Origin of the sequence: Amycolatopsis samaneae (assembly GCF_039541975.1) — a bacterium.
Classification (GTDB): domain Bacteria; phylum Actinomycetota; class Actinomycetes; order Mycobacteriales; family Pseudonocardiaceae; genus Amycolatopsis; species Amycolatopsis samaneae.
Map to the genome: position 1 here is coordinate 140,251 of NZ_BAABHG010000019.1, position 18,069 is coordinate 158,319.

Consider the following 18,069-nt stretch of genomic DNA (forward strand, 5'->3'; position numbering starts at 1 on the left):
CGGGCCAGGCTGACGGCATGAAGTTCTTCCACTTCGCGGCAGCGGCCACCGCCGCCGTCACGGCGACGGCGCTGCTCGCGCCCGCCGCCTCCGCAGACCAGGCACCGGGGGTTGCCTGGCACGCCTGTGACCCCTCGTCGAAGGCACCGAGCGCCGGCTACCGGTGCGCGACCTACGACGTCCCACTGTCCTATCGCGACCCGGGCGGCCCGAAGATCCAGCTCGCGCTGGGGCTGCTGCCCGCGGCCGACCAGTCCCGCAAGCGCGGCACGATCTTCTACAACCCGGGCGGTCCCGGCAATTCCGGCCGGTTCGCGCCGGCGCTGACCCCCGCGCTGCACGAGCGGTTCGACATCGTCGGATTCGATCCGCGCGGTGTCGGGGCGAGCACGCCCGTGCGGTGCTTCACCGATCCGGCACAGCTGGAGCCCCTGCGGCGCGTGCTCGGCCAGTTCCCGATCAGCCGCGAGCAGGAGCGGCGGCAGGTCGAGGACGCCCGCGCGGTCGCCGAGTCGTGCGGGCGCGCCGCCGGTCCACTGCTCGGTCATCTGTCGACCGCCAACGTCGCCCGCGACCTCGACCGGCTCCGCGCCGCCGTGGGCGAACCGAAGCTGCGGTACTACGGGCTTTCGTACGGGACCTACGTCGGCGAGAACTACGCGAACCTGTTCCCCGGCCGGGTCGGCGCGCTCGCGCTCGACGCGGTCGACGATCCGGTGAACTGGTCGACCGGCTACCGGCCGCAGGACGCGAACGTGCCGTTCAGCTACCGGCTCGGCGGGTTCGACGGCGCGCGGCAGGCGTTGAACACGTTCCTCACCGCCTGTGCCGCCGACACCCGCTGTGCCTTCCGCGAGCCCGGCACCGACCTGCTCGGGAAGTGGAACGGGATCCTCGACCGGCTCCAAGCCGGTCCGGTGACGATCCCCGGCAAGGACGGAAACGGCCGGGTCGTCCGCTACCAGGACGCCGTCGGCGAAGTCCACCGTGGCCTGCTCGACGAGGCCAAGGCCGCCGAGCTGGCGGGATTCCTCCAGGCGCTCGCCGCCGCGCCCGCCGCCCCGGCGGCTGTGAAGTCCACAGTGGACGAACCGATTCCGACACCCTTCGACTCGGCGATGGCCGGGGCGGGCACCGTGTGCGCCGACTCCAGTAACCCGCGCGATCCCGAGCTGTGGTGGCGGTACGCGAAGGCCGCCGACCGCGTCGGGCGGGGATTCGGTTCCTATGACCTGTACCTGTCCCTGCCGTGCGCGATGTGGCCGGTCGCCGACCCGGACCGGTACACCGGGCCGTGGAACCGGCCGACCGCCGCGCCGGTGCTGCTCATCGGCAACCGGGGCGGCGACCCGGAAACCCCGTACCAGGGCGCGCAACGCACCGAACGGCTGCTCGGTGACGCGCGGCTGCTCGCACTCGACGCGTACGGTCACGGCGCGCGCGGCAAGAGCGTCTGCGTCGACACGGCGCTGGACCGCTATCTCGCCGACGGCGTGGTCCCGCCGCGCGGTACGGTGTGCCGTCCCGACCACGGGCCGTTCGACGACCGGTAGCCGGACCGGCGAGTTCACGTGATCGAGCGCGATTCTCGCGTGATCGAAGGCGGAACTCGCGTGCTGGGACGGAGAACTCGGGTGATTCAGGACGCGGCGCGGGCCTCCGCCGCACGGAGGTAGGCCCGCGCCGTCCCGGGATCGGTGAGCCAGGCGGTGTAGTCCGCGGTGTTCTCGAAGAGGTGAGCGAATCGATGGGCGACTTCGGGCAATCTTTGCGCGGCGTCGAGCGTTTCGACGAAGTGGTCCGGGGGCGGGCCGGGCGCCAGCAGGTCGTTGGTGAACCGGGTCGAATGACGGGCCCGTTCCCAGTACCGGGCGAACGCGCGGCGCATGAACTCCTCGTCGAAGGGCCGGTCCTCCTGGGCGAGGATCGCCTCCTCGTAGGTGTGCGCCGCGTGCGCCGCCAGGTTGGCCCCCTGCCCGGCCACCGGGTCGTTGGTGACCGCGGTGTCGCCCATCGCGAGCACCTTCGCGCCCGAGGGCAGCGTGCCGACCGGGTTCCGCACCACCGGCTGGACGGCCCCGTGAAGCATGTCCAGCGGGCCGCTCGGCCGCGACTCGTCGAGGATCCCCGCGTAGTGGGGAAAATAGGTGCGCAGCAGGTCCCGCGCGAGGGCGAGGTGCTGCTCGACGTCGTCGACGCCGTCCCAGCAGTCGAGCGGGCCGCCGCGGACGGCGAAGAACCCCGCCCCGTAGACGGGGCCGCCGACCGACCACACCGGCAGGCCGAAGAACTCCCCCTCGGGGGCGAGGCCGACGCGGATGCCGGGCGCGGCCAACGGCTCGTCACCGGTGGGCTCGACGTACAGCACACCGATCGTGCGCTGTGGCTCGGCGTAGGGCGAAAAGTCCGCCTCGCGCGGGAAAAGGGCGTCGAACTGCGGCCCGCGACCGGCCGCGACGAGGACGAGGTCGAACTCCGCGGCGTAGGCGTCGAGGTCGTCCGGCGAAACCTTCCGCAGCCGGATCTCGCCGCCCCGGCGGACGAACTCGGCCATCCAGTCCGAGACCTTGACCCGCTGGTCCACCGACTGCCCCGGATGGTCGAGCGGCGCGCGCCAGACGATGCCGGGGTCGCCCGTGCCGGGCTCCGGGCTGACCGCGAGGGCCACTTCGCCGATCTCCGGCGCGTGCGCGTCCCAGAAGTTGATGCCGAGTTCGCGTTCCCGGGTCAGCGCCTGGTGGAAGAGGCTCTGGTTGGAGATCAGCCTGCCCCCGCGCAGGTCCGCCGCGGTCCGCTCGGTGACGATCGTGACCTCGTAGCCGTGCCGTCGCAGCCCGATGCCCAGCACCAGCCCGGCCTGCCCCGCTCCGATGACGACGATCCGCCGCATGGCCCACCCCTCGCGTCGAGCGCTCCGGTGCCCTCACGCACCAGGGTGCCCGACCGCGGCGGCCGAGCTCTAGTCCGTCAGGGCCTGGTACACCAGTTGGCGCAGCCGGGTCCGGATCGGATAGGTGCTGGAGGGGAGCAGCTGGGTGTAGAACGCGACGGTCAGGTCCTCGTCCTGGTCGACCCAGAACGCGGTGGACGCGGCGCCACCCCAGGCGATTTCCCCCGCGCTGGCAAGCGTTTTCGCCTTCACCGGGTCTTCGAGCACGGAGAACCCGAGCCCGAAACCGTGGCCGTGCATCGGCGACTCGGAGAACACCGGCCGGCCGAACTCCTCCAGATCCGCGTGCCCTGGCAGGTGATTGCTCGCCATCAGGTCGACGGTACGCGGGCCCAGCAGCCGGACACCGTCGAGCTCACCGCGGCGCAGCAGCAACTGGGTGAACCGGTGGTAGTCGCCCGCGGTCGACACCAGACCGCCGCCGCCGGAGAGGCAGGCGGGCCGGGATCGCGCCCAGCCGTCGAACGCGGGGGCGCGGACGATCCGCCCGGTCCCCGGGTGCGGGGTGTAGATCGCGGCGACGCGATCGGCGTCCCCGGCGACGAAACCGGTGTCGGTCATGCCGAGCGGACCGAAGATCCGTTCGGCGAAGAACTCGTCGAGCGGTTTGCCGGAGACGACCTCGACGAGGCGGCCGAGCACGTCGGTGGCCACCGAGTAGTTCCATTCACTGCCCGGCTGGAACGCGAGCGGCAGCGCGGCCCACTGCCGGACGCAGTCGGCCAGATCGACACCGGGCGGGGTGCTCCAGTCGAACCCGGCCTCGCGGTACATCGCGTCGACCGGGTGCTCGTGGAAGAAACCGTAGGTCAGGCCCGCGGTGTGCGTGAGCAGGTGCCACAGCCGGATCGGCTCGGTCGCGGGCTCGGTCAGCGGGCGCAGCGACGACCCTTTGACATAGACGCGAGGCTCGGCGAATTCGGGCAACCAGGCCGAAATCGGATCGGTGAGCTCGATAAGCCCCTCTTCGACGAGCATCATCGCGGCGACCGAGGTGACCGGCTTCGTCATCGAGAAGACGCGCCACAGCGTGTCCGCCTCGACGGGTGCGCTCGCCTCGACATCACGCTCGCCGTACGCGGAAAGATGCGCGATCCGGCCGTGCCTGCTGACCACCGCCAGCCAGCCGGGCAACTGTCCATTGTCGACATACCGGGCGAAATGCCGGTCGATCCGTTTCAGCCGTTCCGCGTCGAAACCGACTTCCGCCGGATCGACATCCACCTTCAGCTCACCGGTCATGGAGCGAGGTTACGCGTTCTGCTCCCGCGCCCGCTCGGCCGCTTTTTCCTCGCGCCAGGCCTCGTCGTCCTTCCCCGCCCGCCAGTACCCGGAGATCGACAGCAGATCGCGCCGGACACCACGCTCGTCGAGCAGGTACCGCCGCAGCTCACGGACGAAGCCGGCCTCACCGTGCACGAACGCCTGGACGACACCGTCGGGCCACGGCAGCGCGCGGACCGCGGCGGCGACGTCGCCCCCGGCCGACCGGTGCAGCCAGGTGATCCGCGCGTCGGCCTTGGTGACCAGCGGCTGTTCCTCGGCGGCGTTCTCGACCAGGATCACCGCGTGCGCGGGCACGCCAGCGGGCAGTGCCTCCAGCGACGCGGCGATGGCGGGCAGCGCGCTCTCGTCGCCGGCGAACAGGTGCCAGTCGGCCTCGGTGCCCGGCGCGTACGCCCCGCCGGGCCCGGAGATCAGCAGCTCGTCGCCGGGCTTCGCGCGCGCGGCCCACGGCCCGGCCAGGCCCTCGTCGCCGTGGTGCACGAAGTCGAAGACGAGCTCACCGGCCTGCTCGTCGTAGGAACGCACCGTGTAGGTGCGCATCCGCGGCCAGTGCTCGCGCGGCAGCTCCGCCCGGATCACCCGGACGTCGAACGGCTCCGGGTAGCGTACCCCCGGCACCGTGAAGATGACCTTGACGTAGGCGTCGGTGAACGCGTTGGGCTGGAAGTCCCGCAGGCCCTCCCCGCCCGCGACGATGCGGATCATGTGCGGGGTCAGCCGTTCGGTGCGCAGCACCTCCAGCCGCGCCGCCGCCCGTCCCCCACGTGCTGGTGCCTCGGCCATGCGCCTCTCCTCCACCGGAATTCACCCGGACGTCCCAATGATAAGGCTAACCTTACTCGCCTTCTCACCGTACGCGCCCGTTCCCGGTTCCGGCCAGCCCCCGTCCAACTGCGAACCGACCCTCCAGGTACGCGAGTCGTCCATCCAGGCACGCGAGATCGCCCTTCAGGTACACGAGATCGCCGTTCGAGCACGCGAGATCGCCGTTCCGGCTCAGGGCAGCAGGACGATCTTGCCGCGCGTGTGCCGCCGTTCCAGCTCGCGGTACGCCTCCCGTACCTCGGCGAGCGGGTACCTGTTCGCGATCGGGATCTCCAGCAATCCCTTGTCCAGCAACGCGGCCAGCTCGGCAAGAACCCCGGCCTCCGCCGCGTCCATGCTGCCTTCCTGCTTCACGCCGTACTTCTCCGCCGCCGCGAAGTCGATCACGGTGTCGATGCGGTCGGTATGCACACCGAGGTGGAGGGCGAGTTCCACGTAGCCCGCGCCGAAGGTGTCGACGAACGCGTCGACCCTGCCCCCGGTCGCCTCCTTGATCCGCTCCTCGACACCCTCGCCGTACGCGACGGGCACGACGCCGTGCTCGGTGAGCCACGCGTGGTTATCCGCGCCGGCGAGGCCGATCACCGTGGCACCGGCCAGTTTCGCGAGCTGCGCGGTGATCGAGCCGACCCCGCCCGCCGCCCCGGACACCACGACCGTCTCCCCGGGACGCGGGGACACCGCGCGCACCGCCGCGTAGGCGGTGGTACCGGCGACGAACAGCGCGCCCGCCACCTCCCACGGCAGCCCGGCGGGTTTCGGTGTCAGGTCACCGGCGTTCACGACCACGAACTCCGCGTGGCTCGACCGGGTGTGCACGAAGCCGATGACCTCGTTGCCCACCGCGACCCCGTCGACGTCCTCCCCCAGCTCCACGACGACACCGGCGAGGTCACTGCCCTGCCCGGACGGGAAGGTCGCGGGCCACCGCTCGGCGAAGACGCCCTCGCGGATGGCCGCCTCGCCCGGATTGATCCCGGCCGCCCGGACCTCGACGAGTACCTGGCCCGCGCCGGGAACCGGCCGCGGCACGTCCGCCACGCGCAGTACGTCGATCCCGCCGTACCCGTCGAACCTCACAGCCTGCGGCATACCCAGCTCCCTCTTTCGTTCGTCGTCGGTCGGCAACAACGAACCGGCGGGGTTTATGCCCGGCGCGAGGAACTCAGCCCGCGAGCCTGCGGACGAGGCCGTCGGCCAGCAACCGTCCCCGATCGGTCAGCACGGCACGATTCCGACTGTCCAAAGCGGACTCGTCGAGCAGCCCCTCCGCCGCGGCCGCGCGCGCCTCGGCGAGCCCGCCGGCGTCCAGCGCGTCGAGCGGAAGTCCTTCCACGACACGGAGTTCGAGCATGATCCGTTCGAGATGCCGATCGGCGCCGGTGAGCACCTCGCGCCCGGCGGCCGGGGAGTTCCCCTCCGCGAGCAGCGACGCGTACCGCGCCGGGTGCTTGACGTTCCACCAGCGCACCCCGCCGACATGGCTGTGCGCGCCGGGACCGGCACCCCACCAGTCACCGCCCCGCCAGTAGCCGACGTTGTGACGGCAGCGCGCCTGTTCGGAGGAGGCCCAGTTCGAGACCTCGTACCAGCGCAGCCCCGCCGCCGCGAGCGTCGAATCGATCAGCTCGTAGTACTCGGCCAGTGTGTCGTCGTCGGGCGCGGGCAGCTCGCCGCGCCGGACCCGGCGGGCCAGCGCGGTGCCCTCCTCGACGATCAACGCGTACGCCGAGACGTGATCGACCCCCGCGGCGAGCACGGCCTCCAGCGAGGCGCGGAGATCCTCGACGCGCTCCCCCGGCGTCCCGTAGATGACGTCGAGGTTGACGTGCTCGAACCCGGCGGCCCGCGCCTCCCCCGCCGCCGCGACGGGGCGGCCCGGCGTGTGCACCCGGTCGAGCACCCGCAGCACGTGCCGCGCGGCGGACTGCATCCCGAGCGACACGCGGGTGTACCCGGCCTCGCGGATGCCCGCGAAGAACTCCGGCGACGTCGACTCCGGATTGGACTCGGTGGTCACCTCGGCGCCGTCCGCGAGCCCGAAGGCACCGCGGACGGCGTCGAGGACCGAGGCGAGCCCGTCGGCACCGAGCAGCGACGGCGTCCCGCCGCCGACGAACACCGTGTCCGCGCGGGGCGGCGCGCCCAGCACCCGCGCCGCGAGGTCCAGTTCCCGGCGCAGCCCGTCCAGCCACGACTGCGGCGAGGAGCCGGAGTCCAGCTCTCCCGCGGTGTAGGTGTTGAAATCGCAGTAGCCGCACCGGGTCGCGCAGAACGGGACGTGGACGTAGACCCCGAACGGGCGGGTGCCCAGCCCGCGCAACGCGCTCTCGGGCAGGGCGGACTCGACCGGGGTGGTGGTTTCGGGCAGTAGCTGGGGCACACCCCAGTCTCCCTCACCCGGCCAGACCGCTCTCGGCCAGCCACTGCGGGTCGGGCGCGATCGGCTCGATCACGTCGACCAGCACGCCGTTGGGATCGCGGACGAAGAAGTGCCGCTGCCCGTACACCTCGTCGACGAGCGGCTTGACGATCTCGGCACCCGCTTCGCGCAGCCGCTTCTCCTCGGCCGCCGCGTCCTCGACGACGAAGCCGAACATCGCCGCGGCGGGCTCCTGCCACCGGTACGGCTCCGGCGTCGACTCGTGGCCGCGCTTGACGAAGCTGATCTCGTAGCCGGGCGCGCCCACGTTGAGGCTCGAGAACCAGTCGAGCTCGACGGTGACCGCCAGGCCGAAGTACTCGCGGTAGTACCGCGTGGTCGCGGCGACGTCCTCGACCAGAACGCCCGCGCCGAATCCCTTGACCTGCACTCGCGGTTTCCTTCCCTCAATCACTATGTCCGTAGTACTATAAACATAGTGGTTTGGATCCGGCAAGGAGGATCAATGCGGCAAAATTCCGAGCGACGCACGGCACTGACCGACGCCGCCGTCGCGGTACTCGCCAGGGACGGCGCCCGCGGGCTCACCTACCGCGCGGTCGACATCGAGGCGGACGTGCCGCCGGGCACGACGTCGAACTACTTCCGCAACCGCGACCAGTTGCTCGGCGCGGCGGGCGAGCGGGTGCACGAGCGCCTGTCCGCACCCGCCGAGGTGATGGCGAACCCCCGTGCCGAAGCGCCGTCGGAACCCCGGCTGCGCGAACTGCTCGGCGCGCTCGCCGACCGGCTCACCGCCGACCGGACCGTGTACCTGGCCCTGCTGGAACTCCGCCTCGAAGCGACCCGGCGACCCGATCTCGCGCGGGCACTGACCCGCACGGTGCGCGAGGGGTTCGACCTGAGCGTCGAGTTCCACGAAAGCGCCGGACTCCCCGGCGGGCGGGACGCGGTGCTGATGCTTTACCTCGCGTTGACCGGGCTCACCGTGGAACGGCTCACACTTCCCGGCGCCTTCGCGGACATCTCGGACAGCGACGTCGTCGACATGCTGGTGGAGCATACTTTTCGCAGGTGAGGAAGGGGTTCCCAGCATTCGGGCACGGCTCGACCACATTGTGGGCACATGGCACCCTGAGCCGGTGACTTCCGCCGGTGTACTGCTCGTGGCCCGCCGCCACGTCGACCTCCTGCGGGTCGCCAGTGCCCTTTGCGGGCCCGCCGACTGACTCCCCGCCGCCACCACTGCCACGAATCAGGACAGCCGGCGCCGGGCGCGCCGCGCGAACTCCCTCGCCCACGGCGTGCCGGGTGCCACGACCCCGCCCACGGAGGACGCCTCATGGCCTCGCCCACGCGCGAAACCCCGAGCAAGGCACGCGCCCCACGAGCCAGGCAACGCCGCGGCGAAGGTCAGTGGGCCCTCGGGTACCGCGAACCGCTCAACCCGAACGAACGCTCCAAAAAGGACGATCACCCGCTCAACGTGCGCGCGCGGATCGAGAACATCTACGCGCACCGCGGGTTCGACGCGATCGACCCCGGCGACCTGCGCGGCCGGTTCCGCTGGTTCGGGCTCTACACCCAGCGCAAGCCCGGCATCGACGGCGGCCGCACCGCGACGCTGGAGCCGGAGGAGCTGGACGACCGCTACTTCATGCTGCGGGTCCGCCTCGACGGCGGCGTGCTGAGCACCGAGCAGCTGGCCGTGCTCGGCGAAATCTCCCAGACCCACGCGCGTGACACCGCGGACATCACCGATCGCCAGAATATCCAGTACCACTGGATCCAGATCGAGGACGTCCCGGCGATCTGGGAGAAACTGGAGAAGGCGGGCATGACGACGATGGAGGCGTGCGGCGACAGCCCGCGTGTCATCCTCGGCTCGCCCGTCGCGGGGATCTCGGCCGACGAGATCATCGACGGCACGCCAGCGATCGAGGAGATCAAGCGCCGCTACATCGGCGACCCGCGCTACGCCAACCTGCCGCGCAAGTTCAAGACCGCGGTGTCCGGGCTGCCGGACGTCGCCCACGAGATCCACGACGTCGCGTTCGTCGGGGTGAACCACCCCGAGCACGGCCCCGGTTTCGACGTCTGGGTCGGCGGTGGGCTCTCCACCAACCCGATGCTCGGGCAGCGGCTCGGCGCGTGGGTACCGCGTGACGAGGTTCCCGACGTCTGGGAAGGCGTCATCAGCATCTTCCGTGACTACGGCTACCGGCGGCTGCGTAGCCGGGCGCGCATCAAGTTCCTGGTCAAGGACTGGGGCGCGGAGAAGTTCCGCCAGGTGCTGGAGGACGAATACCTCAAGCGCGCGCTGATCGACGGGCCCGCGCCGGAGGTCCCGGCCGTCCCGATCGACCACGTCGGGGTACACCGGCAGGTCGACGGCAGGTTCTACGTCGGGGCGGCGCCGATCGCCGGCCGGGTGTCCGGTGGCACGCTGCTCGCGGTCGCGAAGGCGGCCGAGCGCGCGGGCTCTCAGCGCGTCCGCCTTACGCCGCAACAGAAGCTCGTCGTGCTGGACGTCCAGGAGGCCGAGCTCGCCGGGCTGCGCGCCGAACTGGACGAACTGGGCCTGCCGAGCGCCCCGTCGCCGTGGCGGCGCAACGTGATGGCGTGCACCGGGCTGGAGTTCTGCAAGCTCGCGATCGTCGAGACCAAGGCCCGCGCGCAGCAGCTGGTGGCCGAGCTGGAAAAGCGCCTCGCCGATCTCCAGGGCGACCTGGACACGCCGGTGACCGTGCACCTCAACGGCTGCCCCAACTCCTGCGCCCGGGTGCAGACCGCCGACATCGGGCTCAAGGGCCAGATCGTCACCGACGACCACGGCAACCAGGTCGAGGGCTTCCAGGTGCACCTGGGCGGCGGGCTCGGTCTCGACGCCGGGTTCGGCCGGAAACTGCGGGGCCACAAGGTGACCGCCGACGAGCTGACCGGCTACGTCGAACGCCTCGTGCGCGCCTACCTCGCCGACCGCGAGCCCGGCGAGCGGTTCCCGCAGTGGGCCGCCAGGGCCGACGAAAGCGCGTTGCGGTGAGCTCGGACGAGCGCGCCACACCGTTCCACTGCCCGTACTGCGGGGACGAGGACCTGCGACCGGAAGAGAACGGTGCCTGGCTTTGTTCGGCCTGTAGAAGGGTTTTCTCCGTGAAGTTCCTGGGGCTCTCACTCCCGGAGGTGTCGCAGTCATGACCGCCACAGCCGACTACCGCACGCTCGCCGAACGCGCCGCGAAGGAACTCGCCGACGCGACCGCGGACGAGGCGCTGCGCTGGACCGCGGAAACGTTCGGGGACGACTTCATCGTGGCCTCGAACATGCAGGACGCGGTGCTCATCGACCTCGCGACCCGTGTCAAGTCCGATGTGGACGTTCTGTTCCTGGAGACCGGCTACCACTTCGCGGAAACGCTCGGCACCCGCGACGCGGTCCAGACCGTCTACCCCGGCGTGAAGATCGTGAACGCGCAGGCCGAGCAGAGCGTCGCGGAGCAGGACGCGGAGTACGGGCCGAAGCTGCACGACCGCGACCCGAACCAGTGCTGCCATCTGCGCAAGGTGGTGCCGCTGCGCGAAACGCTGTCGAACTACTCCGCGTGGGTCACCGGCGTGCGACGGGTGGACGCGCCGACACGGGCGAACACCCCGATCGTCACCTGGGACGAGCGCAACGGGCTGGTCAAGGTCAACCCGATCGCGGCGTGGACCGACGAGGAGTTCACCGGCTACATCCGCGAACACGGGATCCTGGAGAACCCGCTCGTCTCGATCGGCTACCTGTCCATCGGCTGCGCGCCGTGCACCGCGAAGGTCGCGCCGGGGCAGGATCCGCGCAGCGGCCGCTGGGCCGGGCAGTCCAAGACCGAGTGCGGCCTGCACGGCTGAGGGAAGGGAAGCATGACGACGTTGGAGCCCGCAACCGACGCTGCCCAAGACAACCTGGCCGCGCTCGAATCCGAGGCCATCCACATCTTCCGCGAGGTCGCCGGCGAGTTCGACCGGCCGGTGATCCTGTTCTCCGGCGGCAAGGACTCGACCCTGCTGCTGCACCTGGCGATCAAGGCGTTCTGGCCCGCGCCGGTGCCGTTCCCGCTGCTGCACGTGGACACCGGGCACAACTTCCGCGAGGTCCTCGACTTCCGCGACCGGGTGGTCGAGCAGCACGGGCTGCGGCTGGTGGTCGCGAAGGTGCAGGACTGGATCGACGACGGACGGCTCGAGGAACGCGCGGACGGGATGCGCAACCCGCTGCAGACCACGCCGCTGCTCGACACCATCGCCGAGAACCGGTTCGACGCGGTGTTCGGCGGCGGCCGCCGCGACGAGGAACGCGCCCGCGCCAAGGAACGGATCTTCAGCCTGCGCAACGCCTTCGGCCAGTGGGAGCCGCGACGGCAGCGTCCCGAGCTGTGGAACCTCTACAACGGCCGTCACCGCCCCGGCGAGCAGGTCCGCGTCTTCCCGCTGTCCAACTGGACCGAGGCCGACGTGTGGAACTACATCGCCCGCGAGAAGGTCGAACTGCCCTCGATCTACTACGCGCACAAGCGCGAGGTCTACCAGCGCGACGGCATGTGGCTGGCCGAGGGGCCGTGGGGTGGCCCGCGTCCCGGCGAACAGGTCCGGGAGCTGATGGTGCGCTACCGCACCGTCGGCGACGGCTCGTGCACCGGCGCGATCGAGTCCACGGCGTCCACAGTGGACGAGGTGATCGCCGAGGTGCAGGCCTCGCGTCTGACCGAGCGCGGCGCGACCCGCGCCGACGACCGGATGTCGGAGGCGGCCATGGAAGACCGCAAGCGGGAGGGGTACTTCTGATGTCGAGCCTGCTGAGGCTTGCCACCGCCGGAAGCGTGGACGACGGCAAGTCCACTTTGGTCGGACGGCTGCTGTACGACACGAAGTCGGTGCTGGCCGACCAGCTGGACGCGGTCACCCGCGCCAGCGTCGACAAGGGACTGTCCACTCCGGACCTCTCGTTGCTGGTGGACGGGCTGCGCTCGGAGCGGGAGCAGGGCATCACCATCGACGTCGCCTACCGGTACTTCGCCACCCCCAAGCGGAGTTTCGTGCTCGCGGACACGCCGGGGCACGTGCAGTACACCCGCAACACCGTCACCGGCGCCTCCACCGCGCAGCTGGCCGTACTGCTGGTCGACGCGCGCAAGGGCGTCATCGAACAGACCCGGCGCCACGCCGCCGTCCTCGCGCTGCTCGGCGTCCCACAGCTCGTGCTCGCGGTCAACAAGATCGACCTGGTCGGCTACGACGAGGCGACGTTCACCGTGATCGCCGAAGAGTTCGCCCGGCACGCCGAGTCCCTCGGCTACGCGCGCGGGAGCGTCCTGGCGATCCCGGTGTCGGCGCTGGTGGGCGACAACGTCGCCGAGAAGTCCGCGCGCACACCGTGGTACACCGGGCCGACGCTGCTGGAGCACCTGGAGGACGTCCCGGTCGCGCCGGACCCACATGACACGCCGTTCCGCTTCCCGGTGCAGTACGTGATCCGGCCGCGCACCCCCGAGTACCCGGACTACCGCGGCTACGCCGGCCAGATCGCAGCGGGCACCGTCCGCCCCGGCGACGAGGTCGTCGTGCTCCCGCACGGGCTGCGCTCGCGGGTGGAGCGCATCGACACCGCCGACGGACCGCTCGCCGAGGCGGGCGCCGGCACCTCGGTCACGCTGCTGCTCGCCGACGACCTCGACATCGCGCGCGGCGAGCTCATCGCCACCGCGTCGAACCCGCCCCGGGTGACCGACGAGATCACCGGGACGCTGTGCTGGCTGTCCACCAAGGCGCTCAGGCCCGGCGCGCGGCTGCTGGTCAAGCACGGCACGCGGACCGTGCAGGCACTCGCCGCCGAGCTGCACGCCCGCTTCGACGAACAGACGTTGTCCAGTGTGGATGGTCCAGAGTCGTTGGAGCTCAACGACATCGGCCGGGTCACCCTCCAGCTGGCGGAGGAGATCGGGGTCGACGACTACGGCGACATCCCGCGGACCGGCGCGTTCCTGGTGATCGATCCGAAGGACGGCGACACCCTCGCCGCCGGACTGGTCGGCGAGCGGTTCTCGTGACGCCCCCGCTGGTCGCCGTCGCGCACGGCAGCCGTGATCCCCGTTCGGCGGCGACCGTGCGGGAGCTGATCGACCTCGTGCGCGCCTCGGCGCCCGGCACCGACGTCTACGAGTCCTTTTTGGACCTTTCGGAGCCGGGCCTGCCGGCCGTGTTGCGACGGCTGCACGACCAGGGACACCGCGAGGCCGTCGTGGTCCCTCTGCTGCTGGGCAGCGCCTACCACGCGCGGGTCGACCTCCCCGCGCTCGTCGAGGCGGTCACCGCGGACCGGCCGGACTTCACCGTGCGGGTCGCCGACGTCCTCGGCGCCGATCCGGCGCTGGAAACCGTCGCGCTGGACCGGATCGCCGCGGCGGCCCCGGCCGCGCCGGGCACCGGGATCGTGCTGAGCGCGGTGGGTTCGTCCAACGCGCGCGCGAACGCCGTCGTCGCGGATCTGGCCGCCCGCTGGGAAAAGCGGCTCGGTGTCCCGGTGAGCGAGGCATTCGCCAGCGCGGCGCGGCCGGACGTCCCCGCCGCCGTCGCCCGGCTCCGCGCCCGCGGCGCGCGGCGGATCGTCGTCGCGTCGTGGTTTCTCGCGCCCGGCCTGCTTCCCGATCGGATCGCCACCTTGGCCGGCGCCGGGGACGCGGCGTTCGTGGCCGGGGCACTGGGTCCCGATCCCCGCGTCGCGGAGGTCGTCCTGCGCCGCTACGCCGCGGCCGTCCCGCGACCCGCGCGGCTTTCCTCCTGAACGAGCCACTGTCCGTATCACTGATCCGGACCATGTCGACGCCTGAATCGGCTCATCGGTGAATCTTTTTCACATTTTCGTCACCGGGCTCGCATGTGAATCGTGAGTTCTTGACGGCTTTGTTAACTTGCCGGTAACTATCTAAGCGCCGCGCGGCTTCGTATCTCCCCTCTCCGGACCCCAGACAGGTGGAACATGAAGACAGCTCTGCGTCTTACCCGTCCCCGTGTCGCGGCCGTCGTCACGGCGGCGCTCGTCCCGCTCATCGGTCTCGCCACTCCCGCCTCGGCGGCGACCAGCGTCAACTTCGACTGCGAGGCCAACGCGCCGGTCGTCGGCCCGCAGCACGTCAGCCTCAAGCAGGACGCCGCGGTCACCGCGCCCGCCACGGTGGCGGCCGGCGGCGCGCTCGACGTCGTCATCGACCCGGCGCCGAACACCGTGCCCGGCGACGTGAGCGGCTACAAGGTCAAGGAGATCAAGGACTTCGCGCTGAAGATCCCGATCCCGGCCAACTCGACCTTCGTCAGCGCGGACCTCGCGGGCGGTTCCGGTCTCGGCTCGACCCCGCCGAAGCTGACGGTCGACAACGGGGTGGCGACGCTCGCCTTCCCCGGCCCGATCGCGGGCGGCTCGACCTTCGAACTGCCGACCGTGACCGCGCACCTCAAGGCGGGCACGTCCGGGAAGATCGAGACCAAGCTGGCCGGGACGAGCTACCAGGACCCCGGCCTGACCTTCACCGCCGTGGTGAACCAGATCGTCGACATCTCGGCGCCGACGGCCTGTTTCCCCAACCCGAGCCCGGTCTTCACCACGACCACCATCGGCTGACGCGACTGCCTCTGAAGGCCACCTTGAGGGACTTGAAGTCCCTCAAGGTGGCCTTCAGAGGCAGTTTCCTCCGATCAGGGCTTCAGCGGGCCCGGGTAGAGGTATTCGTCGGCGGGAATCGTGGTGCTCCGGGTCCAGGCTTGGAAGAATCCGCGCAGGTCCCTACCAGAAATGTGTTGCGCGAGCGCTTCGAATTCCGGCCAGGAGGCATTTCCGCCAGCGTGCTGCTGCTGCCACGCGTGCAGCGTGCGATCGAAGGCGTCATCACCGACGGTGCGCCGCAGCGCGTGCAGCATCAGCGGACCCGTGCGATATACCGCCGACAGGTATCTTTCCGCACCAGGGTCGTAGAGCGGGATATGCCAGAACTCCGGCTTGTCCCTGTTGGCCGCGACGATGTCCCGGTACTTCGCGTCGAGATCCTTCCCCTCCTTCGCCTCGTACCACATCCAGGTCGCGTAACTGGCGAAGCATTCGGCGACACAGATGTCGCGCCACTGCTTGCCGGTGACGTTGTCACCGAACCATTGATGGGCCTGCTCGTGCACGATGAGCTCGGGAACGACGTCGGGCAAGTCGGTACCCGGGTAGATCGGCCTGCTCTGTGTCTCCAGACCCATCCCGATCTTCTCGTTGAAATAGATGCCACCGGCCGAGGAGAACGGGTACTTCCCGAACCTGGTCGACAGGAAGTCGATGATCTCCGGAACGCGGTCGCCGTATTTCCTCGCCGCGGCCTCCGCTCCCGGGGCGTAGGCGCTGATGACCGGGGTGCCATTGGAGAGAGCGGCCCGCACCATGGTGAACTTCGCGATGGCCAGTACCGCGGTCCACGTGGCCAGCGGCTTGTCCTCGTGCCAGCGAAAGGTGGTCTTGCCGCCCTCGGTGGTGATGGGTCCCTGCCTGCCGTTGCCGACTACCGTCCAGCCCTCGGGCACGGTCGCGGTGAGCCGGAAGGTGGCCTTGTCCGACGGGTGGTCGTTGGAGGGGTACCAGCGAGTGGCCGAATGTGGCTCGCCGACCAGGAGCATGCCGCCGGTTTCCGGCTTGAACCAGGCACCGCTGTTCGTGCCCGAGTACACCACGCGCACGTCGAACCTGGCCCCGCGGGGGATCTGCCGGGAGGGGGTGACGACCAGCTCGTGCTCACCGGCACGGGAGAAACCCTGGACAGCGGTACCGTTCACCGTGACCGAGGAGATGTCGAAGGCCCTGGTGAAGTCCAGATCGAACCGGTCCAGTGCTTCGGTCGCGGTGGCCGACACCGTGGTGTCGCCGGTGAGCTCGTCCGGTTTCGCCGGGTCGTAACCCACTTTCACGTCGTAGTCGGAGACGCGATATCCCCCATTGCCGTCCTGCGGCCAATACGGGTCGCCGATACCGTCACTACCGACACCGGCGGAGGCGACGGACACGCCGAGCATCATGCAGGCGAGCACCGCGCCCGCTGTCAGTGAGCTTCGTTTCAACGTTTTCTCCTTCCTTCGCGGCGATCAGGACGCGGCGCCGTCGGGCTTCCAGTCGGGATGGCCGGGCATCGGCGGGGTCTTCTTCGCGTACAGCCAGTCGGTGAGCAGCGCGGTGACATCGCGGCCGGCGACCTCGCGCGCGGTCTTGATGTAGTCGGCAGTGGACGCCAACCCGCCCTTGAACCGGGCGGCGACCGCACGCTCGATCTCCTCGAACATCCGCGGGCCCACCGTCTGGCGCAGGGCATAGAGGGCCAGTGCGCCGCCAGCGCGCTGAGTCTGGCCGGAGATCGGCTTCGGCGCGGCGGGCGGTCCTTCCCTGTCACGTGTCTTCTGATCGATGCCGTAGAACATCCGCATGCTGTCGGCGAAGGCATCTTCGGAACCGGGACGGGATTGTCCGGCGTCGTACCAGGCTCCGTAGAAGTGGGCGTGCCCTTCGGCGATCCAGTTGTCGGCGAGGGTCTTCTGCGTGACCGAGGCACCGAACCACTGATGGGTCAGCTCGTGTACGCGCACGTAGTCCGCGGGGCCCGCGGACAGCGTGGCCGCTTGGATCGTGCTCATCGTCTGGCTCTCAAAAGGACTTATGGTGCCCAGCGGGGCGAAGATTCCGTAGGTGCCGAACGGATAGGGCCCCAGTTTCGCGGTCAGCCACCGTAGCTGGTCATCGGTCCTGGCCAGCGTCTCGCGCAACCGATCGGCCTGCGCGGTCGGCACGACATCGCGAATGGTCACCCCGTCCGGACCACCGCGGGTGATCCACGAGTAGGGGCCTACGGCGATCTGGCCGTCGTCGACGGGCATCGGGTAGGCCATCCGGTACGTGCGGGCCGTGCGGTCCCCGCCGAGCGGGGTGGTCGCGATCAGGTCCCCGGTGGCGATGCCGGTGAGGCGGGCGGGAGCGGTGATGGTGAAGGTGTAGGTAGCCTTGTCCGCGATGTCGTTCTTGCACGGGAAAACGTGGTGCATCGTCTCGTACATCTGGGGCCCGAGGGCGAAGCCGTCCTCGATTTCCCGCCACGGTCCGTGTCCGTCCGGCCCATTGGTCCTGGTGACCAGGTAGTCCACCGTGACGGTGAACTCCGTACCACCGGCCAGCCGATGCGGGAAGACGAGTAGTTTCTCGCCCCTGGTCTCGAATCCGGCCGGCCTGCCGTCCACGGTGACCTCGCCGACCTTCCCGCCGGCGAAGTCCAGCGCGAACCCGGACAGTGGCTCGGCGGCCCTGGCCTTCAGCGTGGTGGTACCGGCCATCTCCCGAGTACCGGACCGGTATTCCAGGGACACCGCGTAGTCCAGGGCGTCGTAGTCTCCGGTACCCGCCACGGGTTCGCCCGCGGCGATCCCCGTGCCGGACACCAGCGCCGCGCAGACACCGATCATGGCTGTCGTGGTCAAGCGGTATTGGGGTTTCATGACGGTGAAACCTAGGGACGCGATGTCCCAGTCCGGTCCCAGTCCGGTCCGAGCGACGTCGTAACCTCGCCGCCCGGGGACGG

The 18,069-nt window shown here is 70.3% G+C and carries 18 protein-coding genes; 10 read left to right on the plus strand and 8 right to left on the minus strand.

Annotation, left to right across the window (positions count from 1 at the left end; genetic code table 11):
- The first annotated feature begins 17 nt into the window (after positions 1-17).
- Positions 18-1,553 carry an alpha/beta hydrolase gene (locus ABD987_RS38205; protein WP_345406150.1) on the plus strand — a complete coding sequence of 512 codons (1,536 nt, stop codon included), beginning with the start codon at positions 18-20 and terminating at the stop codon, positions 1,551-1,553.
- A gap of 86 nt (positions 1,554-1,639) precedes the next feature.
- On the opposite strand, the gene ABD987_RS38210 is transcribed toward ABD987_RS38205, so the two are convergent.
- From ABD987_RS38210 to ABD987_RS38235, 6 genes are all read right to left on the minus strand, one after another.
- A complete protein-coding gene (locus tag ABD987_RS38210; protein WP_345406152.1) occupies positions 1,640-2,890 on the minus strand; it encodes a styrene monooxygenase/indole monooxygenase family protein in 1,251 nt (416 codons plus the stop codon).
- A 69-nt stretch (positions 2,891-2,959) separates the two neighbouring features.
- Entirely contained in the window at positions 2,960-4,192 is a 1,233-nt protein-coding gene (locus tag ABD987_RS38215) for a serine hydrolase domain-containing protein (protein ID WP_345406156.1), read from the minus strand.
- A gap of 9 nt (positions 4,193-4,201) precedes the next feature.
- The gene (locus ABD987_RS38220) at positions 4,202-5,020 is read right to left on the minus strand and encodes a siderophore-interacting protein (RefSeq protein WP_345406160.1); all 819 of its coding nucleotides are present in this window, start codon (positions 5,018-5,020) and stop codon (positions 4,202-4,204) included.
- A gap of 213 nt (positions 5,021-5,233) precedes the next feature.
- On the minus strand, positions 5,234-6,154 hold the full coding sequence (locus ABD987_RS38225; RefSeq protein WP_345406163.1) for an NADP-dependent oxidoreductase: 921 nt from the start codon (positions 6,152-6,154) through the stop codon (positions 5,234-5,236).
- Positions 6,155-6,227: 73 nt separating this feature from the next.
- On the minus strand, positions 6,228-7,445 hold the full coding sequence (gene hemW, locus ABD987_RS38230; protein WP_345406166.1) for a radical SAM family heme chaperone HemW: 1,218 nt from the start codon (positions 7,443-7,445) through the stop codon (positions 6,228-6,230).
- 13 nt (positions 7,446-7,458) lie between these two features.
- The gene (locus ABD987_RS38235; RefSeq protein ID WP_345406169.1) at positions 7,459-7,875 is read right to left on the minus strand and encodes a VOC family protein; all 417 of its coding nucleotides are present in this window, start codon (positions 7,873-7,875) and stop codon (positions 7,459-7,461) included.
- Between the two features lie 75 nt (positions 7,876-7,950).
- Here ABD987_RS38235 and ABD987_RS38240 point away from each other — a divergent pair, with 75 nt between their 5' ends.
- The 9 genes from ABD987_RS38240 to ABD987_RS38275 all read left to right on the plus strand — a co-directional run bounded on the left by ABD987_RS38240 (position 7,951) and on the right by ABD987_RS38275 (position 15,098).
- Positions 7,951-8,523, plus strand: a complete 573-nt coding sequence (locus tag ABD987_RS38240) for a TetR/AcrR family transcriptional regulator (RefSeq protein WP_345406172.1) — start codon at positions 7,951-7,953, stop codon at positions 8,521-8,523.
- A gap of 64 nt (positions 8,524-8,587) precedes the next feature.
- Positions 8,588-8,674 carry a putative leader peptide gene (locus tag ABD987_RS44660; RefSeq protein ID WP_378214257.1) on the plus strand — a complete coding sequence of 29 codons (87 nt, stop codon included), beginning with the start codon at positions 8,588-8,590 and terminating at the stop codon, positions 8,672-8,674.
- A gap of 113 nt (positions 8,675-8,787) precedes the next feature.
- Positions 8,788-10,488, plus strand: coding sequence for a nitrite/sulfite reductase (locus ABD987_RS38245; protein WP_345406175.1), 1,701 nt, complete (start codon positions 8,788-8,790; stop codon positions 10,486-10,488).
- Positions 10,485-10,643: an Insertion element protein gene (locus ABD987_RS38250; RefSeq protein WP_345406178.1), complete on the plus strand. Its 159-nt coding sequence runs from the start codon at positions 10,485-10,487 to the stop codon at positions 10,641-10,643. The genes ABD987_RS38245 and ABD987_RS38250 overlap by 4 nt, the downstream gene beginning before the upstream one ends.
- Complete coding sequence (locus ABD987_RS38255; RefSeq protein ID WP_345406181.1) at positions 10,640-11,335, plus strand: phosphoadenylyl-sulfate reductase; 696 nt, start codon at positions 10,640-10,642, stop codon at positions 11,333-11,335. Before ABD987_RS38250 ends, ABD987_RS38255 begins: the two co-directional genes overlap by 4 nt.
- 12 nt (positions 11,336-11,347) lie before the next feature.
- Positions 11,348-12,268 carry a sulfate adenylyltransferase subunit CysD gene (cysD, locus tag ABD987_RS38260; protein WP_345406184.1) on the plus strand — a complete coding sequence of 307 codons (921 nt, stop codon included), beginning with the start codon at positions 11,348-11,350 and terminating at the stop codon, positions 12,266-12,268.
- Positions 12,268-13,530 carry a sulfate adenylyltransferase subunit 1 gene (locus ABD987_RS38265; protein WP_345406187.1) on the plus strand — a complete coding sequence of 421 codons (1,263 nt, stop codon included), beginning with the start codon at positions 12,268-12,270 and terminating at the stop codon, positions 13,528-13,530. The genes cysD and ABD987_RS38265 overlap by 1 nt, the downstream gene beginning before the upstream one ends.
- Complete coding sequence (locus ABD987_RS38270) at positions 13,527-14,264, plus strand: sirohydrochlorin chelatase (protein ID WP_345406190.1); 738 nt, start codon at positions 13,527-13,529, stop codon at positions 14,262-14,264. The genes ABD987_RS38265 and ABD987_RS38270 overlap by 4 nt, the downstream gene beginning before the upstream one ends.
- A 195-nt stretch (positions 14,265-14,459) precedes the next feature.
- Positions 14,460-15,098 carry a cyclase gene (locus ABD987_RS38275; RefSeq protein ID WP_345406193.1) on the plus strand — a complete coding sequence of 213 codons (639 nt, stop codon included), beginning with the start codon at positions 14,460-14,462 and terminating at the stop codon, positions 15,096-15,098.
- 74 nt (positions 15,099-15,172) lie between these two features.
- Here ABD987_RS38275 and ABD987_RS38280 read toward each other — a convergent pair whose 3' ends face one another.
- Both ABD987_RS38280 and ABD987_RS38285 read right to left on the minus strand, forming a co-directional pair.
- Positions 15,173-16,567: a M1 family metallopeptidase gene (locus tag ABD987_RS38280; RefSeq protein WP_345406196.1), complete on the minus strand. Its 1,395-nt coding sequence runs from the start codon at positions 16,565-16,567 to the stop codon at positions 15,173-15,175.
- Between the two features lie 24 nt (positions 16,568-16,591).
- Positions 16,592-17,986 carry a M1 family metallopeptidase gene (locus ABD987_RS38285; protein ID WP_345406199.1) on the minus strand — a complete coding sequence of 465 codons (1,395 nt, stop codon included), beginning with the start codon at positions 17,984-17,986 and terminating at the stop codon, positions 16,592-16,594.
- Between the last annotated feature and the right edge of the window lie 83 nt (positions 17,987-18,069).